At 61.5% G+C, this 15,847-nt stretch carries 15 protein-coding genes and 3 pseudogenes; 9 read left to right on the top strand and 9 right to left on the bottom strand.

The annotated features are described in order from the left end of the window. Positions 1-125: 125 nt before the first annotated feature. Together AWB67_RS42045 and AWB67_RS40925 are read left to right on the top strand one after the other, a co-directional pair. Positions 126-293, top strand: a complete 168-nt coding sequence (locus AWB67_RS42045) for a hypothetical protein (RefSeq protein WP_235025349.1) — start codon at positions 126-128, stop codon at positions 291-293. Further along, positions 280-450, top strand: a complete 171-nt coding sequence (locus AWB67_RS40925) for a hypothetical protein (RefSeq protein WP_159964955.1) — start codon at positions 280-282, stop codon at positions 448-450. The genes AWB67_RS42045 and AWB67_RS40925 overlap by 14 nt, the downstream gene beginning before the upstream one ends. Before the next feature lie 211 nt (positions 451-661). On the opposite strand, the gene AWB67_RS27555 is transcribed toward AWB67_RS40925, so the two are convergent. Further along, positions 662-1,645 carry a universal stress protein gene (locus AWB67_RS27555; protein ID WP_087659375.1) on the bottom strand — a complete coding sequence of 328 codons (984 nt, stop codon included), beginning with the start codon at positions 1,643-1,645 and terminating at the stop codon, positions 662-664. A gap of 102 nt (positions 1,646-1,747) precedes the next feature. Further along, entirely contained in the window at positions 1,748-2,431 is a 684-nt protein-coding gene (locus AWB67_RS27550; RefSeq protein WP_087659374.1) for a CBS domain-containing protein, read from the bottom strand. 158 nt (positions 2,432-2,589) lie between these two features. Here AWB67_RS27550 and AWB67_RS42040 point away from each other — a divergent pair. Beyond that, positions 2,590-2,721, top strand: a pseudogene (locus tag AWB67_RS42040) (IS6 family transposase); the annotation flags it as partial. Between the two features lie 201 nt (positions 2,722-2,922). Here the strand turns inward: AWB67_RS42040 and AWB67_RS27545 are convergent. The 4 genes and pseudogenes from AWB67_RS27545 to AWB67_RS27530 form a co-directional block, all read right to left on the bottom strand. Beyond that, positions 2,923-3,297, bottom strand: coding sequence for an RT0821/Lpp0805 family surface protein (locus AWB67_RS27545; protein WP_087659373.1), 375 nt, complete (start codon positions 3,295-3,297; stop codon positions 2,923-2,925). Positions 3,298-3,331: 34 nt separating this feature from the next. Further along, positions 3,332-3,946, bottom strand: a complete 615-nt coding sequence (locus tag AWB67_RS43215) for an early set domain-containing protein (protein ID WP_327366580.1) — start codon at positions 3,944-3,946, stop codon at positions 3,332-3,334. Beyond that, positions 3,933-6,431, bottom strand: coding sequence for a glycogen/starch/alpha-glucan phosphorylase (locus AWB67_RS27535; protein WP_062635076.1), 2,499 nt, complete (start codon positions 6,429-6,431; stop codon positions 3,933-3,935). The genes AWB67_RS43215 and AWB67_RS27535 overlap by 14 nt, the downstream gene beginning before the upstream one ends. Before the next feature lie 21 nt (positions 6,432-6,452). Continuing rightward, positions 6,453-8,850, bottom strand: a pseudogene (locus tag AWB67_RS27530) (phosphoketolase family protein). A gap of 997 nt (positions 8,851-9,847) precedes the next feature. On the opposite strand from AWB67_RS27530, the gene AWB67_RS27520 reads away from it, so the two are divergent. Continuing rightward, complete coding sequence (locus tag AWB67_RS27520) at positions 9,848-10,564, top strand: hypothetical protein (protein ID WP_087659371.1); 717 nt, start codon at positions 9,848-9,850, stop codon at positions 10,562-10,564. 131 nt (positions 10,565-10,695) lie between these two features. On the opposite strand, the gene AWB67_RS39755 is transcribed toward AWB67_RS27520, so the two are convergent. Further along, positions 10,696-10,899 (bottom strand): hypothetical protein, encoded by a 204-nt coding sequence (locus AWB67_RS39755; RefSeq protein WP_125477694.1) that lies wholly within the window; start codon positions 10,897-10,899, stop codon positions 10,696-10,698. Here AWB67_RS39755 and AWB67_RS27515 point away from each other — a divergent pair. Then, positions 10,886-11,185, top strand: coding sequence for a DUF4148 domain-containing protein (locus AWB67_RS27515; RefSeq protein WP_087659370.1), 300 nt, complete (start codon positions 10,886-10,888; stop codon positions 11,183-11,185). The genes AWB67_RS39755 and AWB67_RS27515 overlap by 14 nt on opposite strands. Before the next feature lie 746 nt (positions 11,186-11,931). Here AWB67_RS27515 and AWB67_RS27510 read toward each other — a convergent pair. Together AWB67_RS27510 and AWB67_RS27505 are read right to left on the bottom strand one after the other, a co-directional pair. Next, complete coding sequence (locus tag AWB67_RS27510; protein ID WP_087659369.1) at positions 11,932-12,480, bottom strand: hypothetical protein; 549 nt, start codon at positions 12,478-12,480, stop codon at positions 11,932-11,934. Between the two features lie 625 nt (positions 12,481-13,105). Continuing rightward, the gene (locus AWB67_RS27505; RefSeq protein WP_087659368.1) at positions 13,106-13,726 is read right to left on the bottom strand and encodes a papain-like cysteine protease family protein; all 621 of its coding nucleotides are present in this window, start codon (positions 13,724-13,726) and stop codon (positions 13,106-13,108) included. A gap of 194 nt (positions 13,727-13,920) precedes the next feature. Between AWB67_RS27505 and AWB67_RS43435 the strand changes: the two genes are divergently transcribed. The 4 genes and pseudogenes from AWB67_RS43435 (at position 13,921) to AWB67_RS27490 (ending at position 15,760) form a co-directional block, all read left to right on the top strand. Beyond that, complete coding sequence (locus tag AWB67_RS43435) at positions 13,921-14,085, top strand: IS66 family transposase (RefSeq protein ID WP_125477693.1); 165 nt, start codon at positions 13,921-13,923, stop codon at positions 14,083-14,085. 59 nt (positions 14,086-14,144) lie between these two features. Continuing rightward, a pseudogene (locus AWB67_RS43210) lies at positions 14,145-14,762 on the top strand (IS110 family RNA-guided transposase); the annotation flags it as partial. A gap of 75 nt (positions 14,763-14,837) precedes the next feature. Next, complete coding sequence (locus AWB67_RS27495) at positions 14,838-15,293, top strand: Xre family toxin-antitoxin system antitoxin (RefSeq protein ID WP_087659367.1); 456 nt, start codon at positions 14,838-14,840, stop codon at positions 15,291-15,293. Then, complete coding sequence (locus tag AWB67_RS27490; RefSeq protein ID WP_087659366.1) at positions 15,290-15,760, top strand: RES family NAD+ phosphorylase; 471 nt, start codon at positions 15,290-15,292, stop codon at positions 15,758-15,760. The genes AWB67_RS27495 and AWB67_RS27490 overlap by 4 nt, the downstream gene beginning before the upstream one ends. Positions 15,761-15,847: the final 87 nt, after the last annotated feature.

Here is a 15,847-nt window from a genome sequence, read left to right as displayed (position 1 = left end):
TAAGCAACATTCTCCTTCAATCGCCACCGCCTTCTCCTGCTTCCCTACGCCGCATACACCAGATTCAACGATAGCTCATTTGTTGATCGATGAGCCGGCTGCTTCGCGCGAACGGAACATTTTGCGTGAGCCCAGAACAAGCCGAAAGCGATTCTCGGCTCTTTTTGGGGAGACACATCATGTCAGTTGATACGAGCCATATGAACATCGTCGAGAAAGGCGCTGCCACAGCGGACAGCGATACGGTCACGGTGCTGGCTATCAGCCATCAGTTGGAAGATGACCATCATTGAAGTGCCGATATTTTCCTCGCGCAAGCGTCCACAGCGCCTCAAGCCGTTTCTTCTCGACTGGCTCGTCACCGGCCGGATCGTGCCGGCCGATCCGTCACTGCGCAGCCCCGGTCGCCGCGACATCAACCCGGCGAGGCGAACCGATTCTAGCGTTTGACGTCAAACGTCTGTTATTGACGCTCACGGTCCTGCTGATGTTGCCTATTTCTGCTGCTCGGGCCGACGAATATACGGACACCCTCAACCTATTCAAGAACGCGGGAGAAAGCGGCAGTCTTTTGCATAGTGCCTTTGGTTACGTTTCCGAAGACCACGGAGGCGGACTTAGAACCGCTTCGTAACATGCGCGGCGAGACACTCGCCGCGACTCATACCGCATCCGTCACGGGTTCGCCATGCCGTTCGCGAACGAGCATCAACCGGATCTTTGCGAGGCTCGCCACCTGGTTGGGAACACTGCCCAAGTATGAACGTGGACCCCCGCGCCTGCCGTGCGTTCCCATTACAAGCAAATCGGCATTCCAGCTTTCTGCGTCGCGCAACAACGCGCTCGATATGTCATCGCCGGCGGTGTCGGTACTGATCAGGTCAGCCGAGACCTGCAGGTGCATGACGTCCTGCAGGGTCTGGAGTTGTCCGTCAGCCGCCGCGATCGCCCGCTCACCCTCCTTGACGAAGGCGTCCTGAAGGTGTGCCATGCATGTTGCGCTCCCGTCGCAAATCGCGCGGTTCACCACATAGACCACGCGAATTTGCGTCGCGGGGGTCGCGAGCATCACGCCCGTGCGCAACGCCGCGAACGACGTAGGACTGCCGTCGATCGCGAACAGAATGCGCTGGAATCCAGCGTCGGGCGCATCTTCATACCCAGCTGGCACGACGACCATTGCGCACGGACTCAGACGGCTGAGCGCGTCTACCACCGACGAGTCGAACCACCTCACGAGGCCGTGGTGTTGTCGGACTACGACAATCATCAGATCCGTGCTATCTTCTTGTGCTCTCCTGGTTAGCGCACGTGCGACATCGCCCCCATCCTTCACGAGATCGAACACGTGGGTGCGCACAGCAACAGATCTTTTTGCGAGCGCACTGCTCGCTTTCTCGATAGCGCGCTCCGCCTCTTCCAGCAATTCCCTCTGCGCGCGGTAAACATCAACGTTGGTGAGCGCCGCGTGGGTCGCGATTAGGTGAGGGTCCGGCGCCACGGCGGCAATCGTAATCTCGGAGTCGGGCCTCGCGAGACGTCGCACGAACGCACAGGCGCACCCTGAAGCCTCATGAGAATCTAGGCAAAGAAGAATGCGCCTGAACCCGCCAGGTTGCGGCGCAGTGTCTTCGGTTTCTTCCATGGATTACCTCCCGGCAGGTAGCCCGCCCGACACACTTCCCGCGGGTTAACGCCCGCATAGCGCGGCGCCAGACCTTACGACGAGCATGCAATGGGCCAGTGACTAATCGATCGGCGGGCGCCCGAAGTGCGCGATGACGTCTTTGACGCCCGGCGCGTTCTCCGCAGCCACGCGAATGGCGTTGCCTTCTTCTGCCCCGACGACCGGCCCCCAAAGATGCACGACCCCGTTCTCGACAATGACGTTCTCTCGCGCGATCGCCCAGGGCTGCCCCGCCATGGCGGCGAGAACGTCTTCACGAATCGCATGGTCGCCGTTCTCTGCCAACGCGGGCACTTCGGGCGCCATGGTCACGAGCGCGCGAATCAGGTTGGAGCGGCTCACGATGCCAACTACCTTGCCGTCGCGAATCACCGGCACGCGCTTGATTCGTCGACGTTCGAGGAGCTCCGCAATGTCGCCCACCGGACAAGATTCTGTCACCGTCGTGACGTCGGTGGTCATCACATCCTTGACCTTCCTGGCGTGCTCCTTCACGTACTGGCTCGCCAGCTCGGTCGTCGATGCCACCATTTCAAGCCACCAGGCCCGCGGTTTGGCGCCGGTTCCGATTTCCGCTCGTTGCATCAGATCACCTTCCGTGATCATACCGAGCAACCTGCCGGAATCGTCGATCACAGGCATGCCGCTGATACCAGCAAAAACCATCGCGCCCGCGGCGTGCCGCACCGACATGTCGGGGCTCGCGGTAATCACCGAAGCCGTCATGATGTCGGAAGCTCTCATGTTTATCTCCTTCGAAGAGAAGGATGCGCTTTATTTTGTCACGTCTATCACGCCGCGGTCGTGCCCAGTCACTGCTCTGTTATTCAGCTCGCCGCTGCTTCTGAAGTTGATATGGAGTCAACCGAAATATAGGCCTGGAATAGTCGCCCAACAAGGAAAAGAATTTCCGTTGCGCCCGCATCGTGCTTGGTGGCACGAGGTGTGCATACATGATCGCCAAAGGGCAGCTGCACGACAACAGCGTTCGACAAACTTCTGCCGAGCAATTCTATTCGTTGGCTGCTGCATAAGCCGTCCTTTTCATGTCAGTCTCTCATCACGTTGCGATCGCTGTCGCGACAAAGCCGCGGCGCTTCCCCTCTTCGCCATGCGCTTTCGGACTGTCCCAGTGCGATGTTTTGATGGCGTGCACGAGCAGCACACGGCGAGCTCCCATAACAGCACGCGCGTCAATGCGGCGACGCTACCGGCTGCGTCAGGCAACGCGTTCCTCACCGCTTCTGTAACCGCCATACGCCGCTGCCTTCCCGGCAAAACACCGGGCGCAGGTTCATAGACTGACCCTTCGCGGACAGCACAACTGCCGTTGAGCGGCAGGTCCGATTGCCGTTCTTCGTGGTTTTGTCCAGTGCAATCGTCGCATCGATCTTGACACTGTTGCCGGTTCCCTCGTTGAGCCAGTTGGCCGTCTCGCCGTCCTGCTTCTCATAGAGCGCGCGGTCGACCGCCTTCTTGATCGAGTCAATGTCGCGTTGCTTCATGTAACTGATCGGCGTGTCGTTGAGAAAGCTCAGATTGTGTGCCTGCGCGCCGCAGGTGGAAACCAGCAGCAGCCCGCCCGTCGTCAGACCAAGAAGTGCCCGCATTGATTCATTCTCCTGAGTCGTTCGACCCGGCACGCTATCGGGCTCGTGAGCCGACCCTCAAAAGAATAGCATGCTGAGAAGTGGGCCTGTCCTGGCGGGTGCAAGGGCCATCAATAGCCGATGGGATGTGCGAACCGCGTATCGCACACGCGCTTTTATTGGCGGATTTCCGCGCACGGCGCGGAACGAAGCAAATCTCCTGAGGTCCAGAGAGAAACGTCTTTCCGCCACTTCGCGCGCTGCACACGCCTTGCCAGTCGGCGATATCGTCCACCACACGGTGGGCCGTGTGGTCGACGTTTTTCACCTCGTTGCGGCTTTTTTTCGGCGATCGACGGGACAAGTCAAATAGCACGTGTTCGATGTCCTCGGGTCCGTCCAGACGCCATGCGTAGCAGGTGCCCAACGGCAGGCCGACGACCAGGACATGCCAGTAGAAGAACGTCCGGTTGCGTTCGGGCAGGAGCGGTATGACCTGAAACGGCTCAGGGCTGTCCGGAGCGGCATACAGGAGAAGCTCGACCCGCGTGGCACGGCGGCCGAAGACGCAAAAGTTGACGCCTTCAGGCACCACCGTCGCGCCCGGCGGAAATCGCGACCCGTGGCCGACCGGATATCGCGGGGCCGGCCCGGTGTCAGAGTCGGTCAAGGGCAATGCTCACAGGGCGGATCTTCCAGATCTGGTCGCAGTACTCGCCGATGGCGCGGTCGGACGAAAACTTGCCCGAGCAGGCGGTATTGAGGATGGACATTCGAGTCCAGCGCCGCGAGTCCTGCCAGGCGGCGCTCACGCGCTCCTGGCACGCCACGTAGTCGGCGTAGTCGGCCAGCACCAGGAACGGATCGGACTGGAGCAGGTTTTCGACCAACGGGCGGAACACGTCGCGGTCGCCGCGTGAGAAATGCCCATCTGTGATCAGTGCAAGAACGTCACGCAACTGCGGGTTTGAGTTCGCGTAGTCCGCCGGGCGGTAGCCCTCGCGCCTTACTCGCTCGACCTGATCTGCGGTCAGGCCGAACAGGAAGAAATTATCCTCGCCGACTTCCTCGCGAATCTCGACGTTGGCTCCATCCAGCGTTCCGATGGTCAGCGCGCCGTTCATCATGAACTTCATGTTGCCGGTGCCCGAAGCCTCCTTGCCGGCCGTCGATATTTGCTCCGAGAGGTCCGCCGCCGGGTAGACGAGATGAGCGTTCTTGACATTGAAGTCAGGAAGGAACACGACCTTCAGTCGGTCGTTCACCGCGGGGTCGTTGTTCACCACTTCGGCCACGCCATTGATCAGGCGGATGATCAGCTTGGCCATCGCATAGCCCGGTGCCGCCTTGCCGCCGAACACGAAGCAGCGCGGCGCGACCGCCAGTTGTGGATTGCTCCGCAGGCGCTGGTAGAGGCTGATGATGAAGAGGGCGTTCAGATGCTGGCGCTTGTACTCGTGAATGCGCTTGACCTGAACGTCGAACAAAGCGCCGGGGTCGGCGACGATGCCTGTCACGCTCCGGATCCGCCCCGCCAGCGCTTCCTTCTTCAATAATTTGACGCGACGCCACCGCTCCTGGAAAGCGTCGTCGTTGGCGTGTGCCACGAGTCCCTGAAGCCGTTTGAGGTCGGTGATCCAGCCTTCTCCGACTGTCTCGTCGAGCAACCGCGCGAGCTCGGGGTTGCAGAGCAACATGAAGCGGCGCGGCGTGACGCCGTTCGTGACGTTGTGGAACCGCTCGGGCCACAGTTCGGCAAAATCCCGCAACACGGTCTGCCTGAGCAGGGTGGAATGCAGGGCGGCTACGCCATTGACGGCATGGCAGCCGACGGTCGCGAGGTGCGCCATGCGCAGCAGCTTGTCGCCGCGCTCGTCGATCAGCGACATCCGCGCCACACGCGCCTCGTCATTGGCGTAGCGCTGACGGAGATCGTCGAGAAACCGGCGGTTGATCTCATAGATGATTTCGAGCGGGCGTGGCAGCAGGCTCCGGAAGAGCGGCAAACCCCAGGTCTCGAGCGCTTCAGGCAGGAGCGTGTGGTTCGTATAGGCCAGTGCGCGCCCGGTGATGTCCCAAGCCTCGTCCCACGGCATTTGCCTCTCGTCGATCAGGAGCCGCATCAACTCGGCGACCGCGATCGCCGGATGGGTATCGTTCAGCTGCGCCGCGAACATGTCCGCGAACCGTTGCGTCGGTTCGCCCTTGAGGTCGAGCAGGCGCAGCATGTCCTGCAGCGAGCATGAAACGAAGAAGTATTGCTGGGCGAGGCGCAGGCGCTTGCCCGCTTCGGGCTCGTCGTTGGGATAAAGCACCTTCGATAGCGTTTCGGAGATCACCTTTTCCTGGACGGCCTGGTAGTAGTCACCGGCGTTGAAGTCCTGCAGGTCGAACGACTCTACCGCCTCGCTCTTCCATAGCCTCAGCGTGTTGCAGGTGTTGACGCGAAAGCCGAGCATCGGGATGTCGCAGGCAACGCCCTTGACCTGGTTCGCCGGTATCCAGCGCACGCGAAGGCGGCCGTCTGCATCGGTCTCGTTCTGGATGCGTCCGCCGAAGGGCACATAGAACGTGACGTCCGGACGCACGATCTCCCAGGGATTGCCCTTCTGCAGCCACTTGTCGGTGATTTCCACCTGCCAGCCGTCGCGGATCTCCTGATCGAAGATGCCGAACTCATAGCGGATGCCGTAGCCGATCGCAGGCGTTTCGAGCGTGGCGAGCGAATCCAGGTAACAGGCCGCGAGCCGGCCGAGCCCGCCGTTGCCGAGACCTGGCTCTTCTTCCAGCGCGAGCAGCGTGTCGAGGTCCTGGCCGAGCGCCTGCATGGCTTCGCGCGCATTGGCCTCGATGCCCAGGTTGACGATGTTGTTGCCGAGTTGCGGCCCGATCAGAAACTCGGCGGAGAGATAGCAGGCGACCCTGACCTCGCGCGCGGCATAGGTCTGCACCGTCGCCACCCAACGGGCCAGCATGCGGTCGCGCACGCTGTAGGCGAGTGCCATGTACCAGTCGTGCGGGGTGGCGATTGCCGGATAGCGGGCCTGCAGGCAGATGAGGTTGTCGATGACGTCGCGCTGCAGCGCGTCGGCATCCAGCCCGCTTCGTGCGGGTTCGGCGCTGCTGGATGTGGTGGCGCTCGGGCCGTCGGCCATGGTCTTTTCCCTCGGGCGGACTCAGTCCGGCCACACCCAGTCGGTGATCTCGGCGCGGTCGATGCCATGCGTGTGTGCATAGTTCAGGTTGCTGATGATGGCGTTCATCATGTCTTCCCTGAGATGCGCCGTTCTGCCCTGCAATCGCGGCACGCGGTCGAGCACATCGATCACGAGATTGAAGCGGTCGACCTGATTGAGAATCGCGAGTTCGAGCGGTGTGTTGATGTTGCCCTTCTCCTTGTAGCCGCGCACGTGCAGATGCTCGTGGTTGCGGAAGCGATAGGCGAGCTTGTGGATCAGCCACGGATAGCCGTGGAAGTTGAAGATCACCGGCTTGTCCACCGTGAAGAGACTGTCGAACTCGCGCTCGGTCGAGCCGTGCGGGTGCTCGCTCGCGGGCTGCATCCTGAAGAGGTCCACCACGTTCACGAAGCGCAGCTTCAGTTCGGGCAGCCGCTCGCGCAAGATTGCCGTCGCTGCCAGCGCTTCCTGAGTGGCGACATCGCCGCACGATGCCATGACGACGTCCGGCCCCCTCGCCCTCGTCGTTGCTCGCGCGTCGCCACACGCCCAGACCCTTCGCGCAGTGCACGATCGCTTCGTCCATGGTGGTGAACTGAAGGTGCTTCTGCTTGTCCGCGACAATCACGTTGATGCAGTCGGTCGAACGCAGACATTCGTCCGCGACGACGAGCAGCGTATTCGCATCCGGCGGGAGGTAGACGCGCGTGACAGAAGGACTCTTGTTGCTGACGAGGTCGATGAAGCCGGGATCCTGATGCGAGAAGCCGTTGTGATCCTGCCGCCAGACGGTCGAGGACAACAGGATGTTCTGCGACGACACCGACGCACGCCACGGCACATGGTTCTTGCAGATGTCCAGCCATTTCGCATGCTGGTTGAACATCGAATCCACGACATGCGCGAATGCCTCGTAGGTGTGGAAGAAGCCATGCCGCCCTGAAAGCAGGTAGCCCTCGAGCCATCCCACGAGCGTATGCTCCGAGAGCATTTCCATCACCCGGCCGTCGCGCGACAGTTCTCCGCCGTCTTCGTCTTCGGGCAGCAGGTCGCCCATCCAGACCTTCTTGCTGACTTCGTAAATCGACTGGAGTCGATTGGAAGCCGTTTCGTCCGGGCCGAACACGCGGAAGGTGCTCATGTTGTCGCGCATGGCGTCGCGCAGGAATTCGCCGAGTGGCCGCGTATTCTCGTAAAGCACCTTGCCCGCGCGAGAGACATCGACTGCATAGTCGCGGAAATCCGGCAGCTTCATCGCCCGGCGCAATACGCCGCCATTGGCATGCGGGTTCGCGCTCATGCGTCGCGGCCCTGCCGGTGCGAGGGCGCGCAGTTCCGGCATCAGCCGTCCATCGGCATCGAATAGCTCTTCGGCCTTGTAGCTGCGCAACCAGCTTTCCAGAAGCTCGAGATTGGCCGGAGTGTTCCGGACATCGGAGAACGGCACCTGATGTGAACGCCACGAGCCCTCGGCCTTGTGGCCCTTGACCTCCTTCGGCCCGGACCAGCCCTTGGGCGTTCTGAGCACGATCATCGGCCATCGCGGCCGCTCGGGCTCGCCGCCCGCGCGCGCTTTCTCATGAATGGCGCGGATTTCCGCAATGACGGCGTCGAGCGTGGTGGCCATCTTTTCATGCATCTCTGCATGGTCCGATCCTTCGACGAAATATGGCTTGTATCCATAGCCCACGAACAGCGCCTCGAGTTCCTGGTGGCTGATGCGCGCGAGGATGGTCGGGTTCGCGATCTTGTAGCCGTTCAGGTTGAGAATCGGCAGCACGGTGCCGTCGCGCACGGGATTGAGAAACTTGTTCGAATGCCACGCCGTGGCGAGCGGCCCGGTTTCCGCTTCGCCGTCGCCGACCACACAGGCGACGATGAGGTCCGGATTGTCGAGCGCGGCACCATACGCATGAGACAGGCTGTAGCCCAGTTCGCCGCCTTCGTGGATCGAGCCGGGCGTCTCCGGCGTGACATGCGAACCGATGTGGCCGGGAAACGAGAACTGCTTGAAAAATTTCTGCATGCCCTCGACGTCTTCGCTCTTGTCCGGATACACCTCCGAGTAGGTGCCCTCAAGATAGGCAGGACCGAGCACGCCGGGCGCCCCATGCCCGGGGCCAGCCATGAAGATCACGTCGAGGTCGTCGCGCTTGATGACCCGGTTCAGATGCGCCCATGTGAACGACAGCGCCGGACTCGCGCCCCAGTGACCGAGCAGACGCTGCTTGACGTGATCGACCTTGAGCGGCTCCTTCAGCAAGGGGTTGTCGATCAGATAGATCATGCCGACCGAGAGGTAGTTGCACGCACGCCACCACGCATCGATCAGTCGAAGCTCGTCGGAGCTGAGGGTAGTCTGCTGTGAAGCGCCCGAAGTGGGAAGCTGGCCCATATCGACATCTCCTGTCCATGGCGCTTCACCCACGAGGGTTTGCGATGGGTGACCCGCACCGGCGCTTGTTTGAGTTTGCGGGCCGCGTCGCGCCTGTCGGCGGTCTCACTACATCGAATCGGGAAGGCAAAGAGGATGGGTCGCTATCAACGCAGAATACGTTATTGCATGTGGATTTCAAGCCACAATAGGGGGTAGCCCGAAGTACGCCTCCCGCACACCAACAGCCCGGGGCTGCGTCGCAAGGATGACGGCGTGCATCCCGTGACAGGCCTGAACCAGATCGATAAAACTGTCGCGGAATGACGTCAATTGCTTCTACCGTGATCGAATGTGGGCGGGCCTCCCTTTGAGGAGTGAACTTCGCTTCGTGGCAGTGTAGTCGCCGCGTGCGAAAGAACCGGGCTCGACGAATCCGTACCACTAAATCCCAGACCGACGCCGCGGCAAGGCAGGTCGACCTATGGCACTAACAGCGCGTGCTGCCGAAGAGAAAACAGAGGCCGTGTATTGGGCGACTTCGAATTTTTGATCTACGATGTAGAAGTCAGAAAGCGAATGGGCCGGTCGTCAGCCTAGGTCACCAGCATCGGAGAGGCGCACTCAATGGCCTTTGTGTTGTCCGCCGCGATTTTCCTAACGTCGACTGGATTCCTTGTCGACGCTGCGCTAGCGCCGACCCCGCCGGCGCTGATCGTGCCGTCCTCCTCCCCTCGTACCAGCGAAGGCAGGACAACGGTCCCGCAGCTAAGCCCCAAGTTCTCCGACGACGCCACCACTCCCGCATTGGCTCGCCATTAATCGGTCCGCGTTTTGTCAGAAGCCGACCCCACTGCAGCTGGTTGGTTTCGCTCACCATCCGCACAGACGTCGCGCGGCGGCCAGAGTTGACGCCTTGCTGGATCGATCCCTGCCGGTACTTTCAGTTGACCGCTGCTTGGCCTAGCATGAACCGAGTATCCGCAAGGATCGCGACCGGGTGCGAAGGACGCTGAACATGGATCCCTCAACGAAGGACTGGCGACTGCAGCGGATCGGGCCAGGCGCGCGCCTGAGAGCCCCCCGCGCTGCCGCCATCGCCGGCATCATATTTTCTGTTTTACTGATTACCAGCCTTCTGCTGCTGCGGCGTTCTGTTCCTGTTCTCGCTTCAGAACCGGGCCAGTGGCTTCGAGAAAGATCGAGTACCGTGTCTGTTGCGGTCAACCTGGTGCCGTTCGCTGGCATTGCCTTTCTCTGGTTCATTGGCGTGCTGCGGGATCGCCTCGGAGAACGCGAGGATCGCTTCTTCGCCACGGTGTTTATGGGGAGCGGCCTCCTGTTCCTGGCGATGTTGTTTGCCGCTGCCTCGTTCGTCGGCGGGATTGTGACCGCGTATGGCGTCGAGTCCGATCGACTTCCCGGTTCGGCCACCTTCACCGTTGCGCGAGCGGTTGCCTCCGAAATCATGAATGTCTACGCGGTCCGCATGGCCGCAGTATTCACGATCGCCACCTGTACGCTTGCTCTTCGCACCGGCTTTGTTTCGCGCTGGATCGCGTTTATTGGATATGCCGCTGCACTCGCGTTGCTCTTTGCTGGCCGGCACATAGATTGGATCGTGCTGGTTTTCCCGCTCTGGGTTCTCCTTCTCAGCCTGCACATCCTGTTTGACAATTTCGGCGCATCGCCCATGGCCGGCGTGAGTGAGTCTGACATGAAAGGCGACGCTTGATTCGTTGATCCGGGGGAGCGCCGACGGGAGACGGTTTCCACTGACTCGAGCGCTCTGAGTACCCGATTTGTAGCTGAAAGCGGCCGCTTAGTCTGCTATATGCGAGGGCCGCGTCGGTCAGAAGTCGCCCCTTAAGTTCCCTGCTCGATCCGTTTCCGGGAAAGCGCTTTGACCGCGTCAGCGTTGGCGCCTGACTCTCGTCTTTTCGTACAGTGCACCTCTTCTGGTGGCTGGAATAAGGCAAAATAAACGCAGAAGTTACGCGCGAGCGGCGACATCGCATCGCTTGCGTTGCGCCAATCGGACGCCTGGAGATGCGCGATGAAAATGCTCACGAGAAACTGCTCGACGCTTGCTGCGCTGGCGTTCCTGCTGACTGGATATGCCGCCGCCGGCGGGCCAAAAAGCGGGCCACATCTGAGCCCAACGGAGTGCCGTGACCTGGTCGTACTGAAAAACAACAACGCGTCTCCGACGAAGTCGCAACACCGAAGCGAGCTTTCGGCCCTGAGGAAAGCAGGCTACAACCCGGCACCCTGGCACGACGACCCAAACTACCCAGCAAATCTACACGCGGCGCAACGCGTGGTCGACCAGTGGGTCGAAACGGAGTGCAAGTAGAGACCTCCTCAGACTTGGCGCACACTCACCTCGTATCGAAGGTGGCCGAGAGTCCGACGGGGGTGGCGATCAGTGGGCGGTGCTACCGTCGGCGAGTCCTTCCTCGGCACCGGAGCAGATTGACGTCCGCGGGCGCGTGCTGCCGCGGCAATGACGGTGACGCCTCGGCAGCGGCGAGCGCCGCTGTCGCCTCACCCGTGCGTCGATCGGTTGGGCTCATCGACACCTTCGCCTGACGAATTCCCGCGGCGACACGCCGCTGAACTACAAGGCCGCGACGAGTTTGCGGCCTTTTTTCTGGTTCTTGGCGGATTTCCGGGGAACGGGCGCTTGCCGACCCCACTCCTGCCTGCGTTTCTGGCGAGGCTTACTGGCGTCGGACGCCTCCGTACGGTGCGTTGAGGTGTAACCTCTCAGCAGGTTGATCGTGCACGGGTGGTTTCCAATGCATCACTCGTTCGGATCTGCGGTGAGGTCTCGCCAAGCGATACTGCGGCTGGTCATTCGGGAACTCGCCCGATGATCGGCCCGCCAGCGAGCGCGCGTCTGGAAGCGGGTTTTCCCTTAATCGTGCAAACAGCTTTGTTAGACTCGGAGTGCTGATCTTCAACGTATTATGGCAAAGGCCACTTTCAAGCTGCAAGTGCTGGTAAGCAGGCCTTCAAACGCAGCCCTGGCTTTACGGTCGTGCCATCGCATTGGCTTGCCGCGGACACTCATTGGTAATGAATGGCTTAGGTCCGCCGCTACTTGCTCGGAGCCGGTGGGACGCTTGGTTCCGGCAGCGGTTCGACACTGATTTCCGGGGCCGGTTGGACTTCCTCGTCCGGAAGTGACTCAGTGCTCTGCAGGTCGGGGGGCTGAATGCTCTTGACCACGACGGGCGGCGCTACGCCTGGCACCGGCGCGCTGTGCAGGTTGGTGCTCAAGCCGGTGCCCAGGCCCGTGCCGACGTTCGAGGTCGTGGTATTTTCACTCTTGAGGATGCCGCGCGCATCGAACAGGAACACCGCCGCCGACGACCGCGTGTCGGCACCGCCAACCAGCGCCCCGATGAACGGAATAAAGCTCTCTGGATGCGGCCTCGACGTCACGAACGTGTAGACGAGCAGCGTCGAACCGTCGTCCAGCGCGGTCTGCACCGACGCCGGGCCGAGCGTGGCTGTCACGTCTTGCAGGCTCGTCACACCGGGCCTGAAGCTCGACATCTGTTCGGGCCTCACTTCGACGCCGGCCGACATACAACCGGCAAGCAGCCCGCCGCACAGCAGCCCAACTATCAGTCTATGTTTCATGTTGCCCCCGTCTTCACAATTTTATGACGACGGCGTGTGGTCGGCACGCGAAGAGCAAAGCCAAGCACGCTAACCGCGCCAAGGGGCCGGTGGAAACGCACATCGGCATCAAATGAGCGGTCGCCGAGGCGCATCACCCTTCCTATGAGATACAAAGGAGGACCGCAAGTCGGGGTGTAAGTCTCGGCGCCTGCGTCTCACCCATCTGATACGCCAGCCGCGAGTCGTAGCTGGGGCTTCGTTCGCCCCACCGCTTCGGGTCCGATTGCCGCGAGAGTCGGCGCTACTCGGCTGCCGTACATAAATTCGCAGATAGCGTAGCGGGGTGGACCGAAAATACCCGACCAGGAAAGAGGTACCAGGCTAACTGGTCTCTCACCGAAAAAAGCGGCGTTTGCCGGACGGGTTCGGCCCTACCGCGCAGACCAACGACCCGCACACCCGTACTCATCCGGCCGGTGATAACCCGTGGACGGCGGGGCAGTCGATCCGTCTGGCGACCCTGCTCGACACCATCGCCGCGTCACCAGCCGCCGGCTGAGGTCGCCACCCCTGTGTCGCGCATCTGCGCGGTATCCCGGCATTCCGGCGACCGAATCGGAGTGCCGGTGCTCTTCGAGGTGGCTCAGGGTTTGGTGAAGGCGTAGCCGTCCAGGGTCGCTCCGCCGAAGTAGGTGCCGGGGAACTCGCCGAACTCCGTGAAGCACTCGCCGTTGACCGGATCGAGGATCAGCAGCCCCTCGCCCTGGATGCCGGCGATCACGACGAAGTGGGTCCCGCCGCTGAGCCAGGTGATCGAGGCGACAACAGGTCGCCCGGCGTCGATCTCGGCTCTGAGGTCGGCGAGAGTCAGATCCGGTCCGTGATAGCTGGCGTAGTTGCCGACCTTCTTCAACGCGTCGGTCACCCCGCCGGACTTCAGATAGCGGGTGTCGATCCCCAGGAGGGCGTCGTCGAGCACGTAGCGGGCGCCGATGGCGTAGGGGTTGGCGTAGCGAGCGGCCAGGCCGGGGTTCTGGGTCAGTGCCTGCGCCGACGGGCAGGCACTGGTGTTCGTCGGGAACCCGAAGCTGTTCCAGTCGATGACGGCCGTCGGCGTAGTCTGTTTAATGGCGAGAGTCGTGCCATTGGTCACCATCGAGCCCGCGCCCCCGACGAACTTTCCGCCGCCGGGCAGCGGGCCCGCGCCGAAGGTAGGAACGGTCAAGTTGGCAAGCACGATCGCGGCCAGCGGCCTGAGCTTCATTCGACAACGGCGCACGGGCCTGCCGCTCATTGAGTCCGGCGCACGCTTCGGGAGCGGGTGGATCGACGTCGCGATGGATCGGCTCTCACCCTGCGCGCAGCGTCCGATGCGCTGCGAGCACACCGGCTCAGCAACCGCTTGTGTAGTGCATTCCCATATTCGAACGCTGGTCGGTATCGACCACGGCGCCCCGCATGCACGTGGACGACACCACGCTGCCTCTACTCGAGAAGGGTCGCAAGGCAACACGAACCGCGCGATTATGGGGCTATCTTGGCGCTGGACAACGCGAAGAGAATGGCGTTTGGGTCGACCACCCGCCGGCGGTGTTCGAGTTCGCCGAATCGCGCTCGGGCTAGTACCCCGTTTACTTTGCGATTTGGCGATTTCGAAGAAGGTCGGCGGCAATGGGCATTAATTCGGGATCGTTGTTCCGAAGGGAATTGGGCATCTCGAGCGTCAGGTACCCGAACTGATCGAGGACGCAGAGAACGAACTCACTGGCTCTTTTCGATTGCTCATCGAGCGCCTCATGGACCATCTGAAGGAGCTTGACAGGCAGGTCCGGGAGCTCGAGGCGCAGATTCAAGCCTGGCACCGCAGCGACGAGACGAGTCGACGGCTCGCGCGCGTCCCCGGCATCGGGCCACTTACCGCGAGCGCACTCGTCGCATCTGTCGGCAACGCAAAGAGCTTCAGGAGCGGCCGGCAACTTGCGGCATGGCTTGGTCTGGTGCCCCGGCAAAACTCCAGCGGCGGCAAGAATGTGCTGCTGAGCATCAGCAAACGAGGTGACGTGTATTTGCGAACATATATTCTTGGGTCATACGCGATTTCGGAGAGACGAACGGCGTCGATTGTCGACCATCTGAAAGCCGATGTCGAATGTCGCTTCATGGCCGGGTCTTGCCTGTTGGGTATCCGCAGGACACCACCCGTCCGAGTAAGCCCCGTTTCGCAAAAGCACACCCTCCGCTACGAGCCAATTATCTCGGCGGAGTGGCAACCTCGCGTCGACAGCAACCCGCATTTGTAAGGTCGCTGGACGCGGGTTGTCGCGTCATGGCAAAACGCCTATAATGAGTGGGCATTTTGCCGATATGGAGCATCGATGGAAACCATCGCTTTTATACCGACCGGCGCCGGAGATCCGCGCCGCGCGGAGTTCGCGTTTCTCGAACGCCTGTTGGCAAGCCGCATTCGCGGCGACGCTGACCTTGCCGACCTGGCTCATGAACGGGTCGACGTCGACGTGATTGATCGACTCAGTGCGCAAGGCCTCAAGGCAGACGAGTTGACCTTCATTATCCCGCGGCGCACGCTGACGCACCGTCGACAGCAGCATGAACGACTATCGACAGAGGAATCCGACCGTGCCATTCGCCTGGCCAGAATTATCGCCCAGGCGCATGCGGCATTCGGTGGCAACGACAAGGCGATGCATTGGTTGCGCAATCCACAAAATCGCTTCGCTGGTCGCAGCGCTCTTGTGATGGCGGGTACGGAACAGGGCGCCCGCTTGGTCGAGGAGGCGCTTGTACAGATCGACGAAGGGTATTTCGCTTGATGGTGCTCTGGCGGATCAGTAATTTCGCCGATCTGAAAGGAGTAGGCGGGCTGCGCGCCCCCGGGCGCTGGCATACCACGGGACGACCAGTCGTTTATCTGGCTGAGCATCCCGCCGGCGCGCTTCTGGAAACGCTCGTTCATCAGGAGATCGGCTCCGCCGCTGACCTGCCCGACACCTACCGATTGTTGCGCGTGGAGGTCGGTGAGCGAGTCAAGATCGCCGAGTTGGGAGAGGGTGCACTGCCCGAAGACTGGCGCGAAAATCCGTCCTGGACACAGGCTTCTGGCAGCGAATGGCTTCAGGGAGGCGCCACCGCGTTACTCAAGTTGCCCAGCGCTATCTTGCCCTTCGCATTCAATTACATTCTGAACCCGCTACACGAAGACGCGACCGATATCAGCATAAGCATGGTCATCGATGTGCTTCATGACCCGCGGATCCTGCGCCTGTTGACACGAGCTTAGTTCGGTAGGGCTATGCTGCGGTTCGTCTATACGCGGGCTATGCCTCCGCGACGGAGCGATCGCGGCGCGGCCCCCAATTGACTTGGC

The sequence above is a fragment of the Caballeronia terrestris genome (assembly GCF_001544515.1).
GTDB lineage: Bacteria > Pseudomonadota > Gammaproteobacteria > Burkholderiales > Burkholderiaceae > Caballeronia > Caballeronia terrestris.
The sequence above is the reverse complement of the archived record's forward strand: the minus strand, read 5'-3'. Positions and strand labels throughout refer to the sequence as shown.

Excerpts from the sequence above, each read along its gene's own strand:
- AWB67_RS27555 (WP_087659375.1), bottom strand. The coding sequence starts at position 1,645 with ATGGAAGAAACCGAAGACACTGCGCCGCAACCTGGCGGGTTCAGGCGC.
- AWB67_RS40925 (WP_159964955.1), top strand. The coding sequence starts at position 280 with ATGACCATCATTGAAGTGCCGATATTTTCCTCGCGCAAGCGTCCACAG.
- AWB67_RS27535 (WP_062635076.1), bottom strand. The coding sequence starts at position 6,431 with ATGGCCGACGGCCCGAGCGCCACCACATCCAGCAGCGCCGAACCCGCA.
- AWB67_RS27550 (WP_087659374.1), bottom strand. The coding sequence starts at position 2,431 with ATGAGAGCTTCCGACATCATGACGGCTTCGGTGATTACCGCGAGCCCC.
- AWB67_RS27515 (WP_087659370.1), top strand. The coding sequence starts at position 10,886 with ATGAAAATGCTCACGAGAAACTGCTCGACGCTTGCTGCGCTGGCGTTC.
- AWB67_RS27510 (WP_087659369.1), bottom strand. The coding sequence starts at position 12,480 with ATGAAACATAGACTGATAGTTGGGCTGCTGTGCGGCGGGCTGCTTGCC.
- AWB67_RS27495 (WP_087659367.1), top strand. The coding sequence starts at position 14,838 with ATGGAAACCATCGCTTTTATACCGACCGGCGCCGGAGATCCGCGCCGC.
- AWB67_RS43435 (WP_125477693.1), top strand. The coding sequence starts at position 13,921 with ATGCACGTGGACGACACCACGCTGCCTCTACTCGAGAAGGGTCGCAAG.
- AWB67_RS27520 (WP_087659371.1), top strand. The coding sequence starts at position 9,848 with ATGGATCCCTCAACGAAGGACTGGCGACTGCAGCGGATCGGGCCAGGC.
- AWB67_RS27545 (WP_087659373.1), bottom strand. The coding sequence starts at position 3,297 with ATGCGGGCACTTCTTGGTCTGACGACGGGCGGGCTGCTGCTGGTTTCC.
- AWB67_RS27505 (WP_087659368.1), bottom strand. The coding sequence starts at position 13,726 with ATGAAGCTCAGGCCGCTGGCCGCGATCGTGCTTGCCAACTTGACCGTT.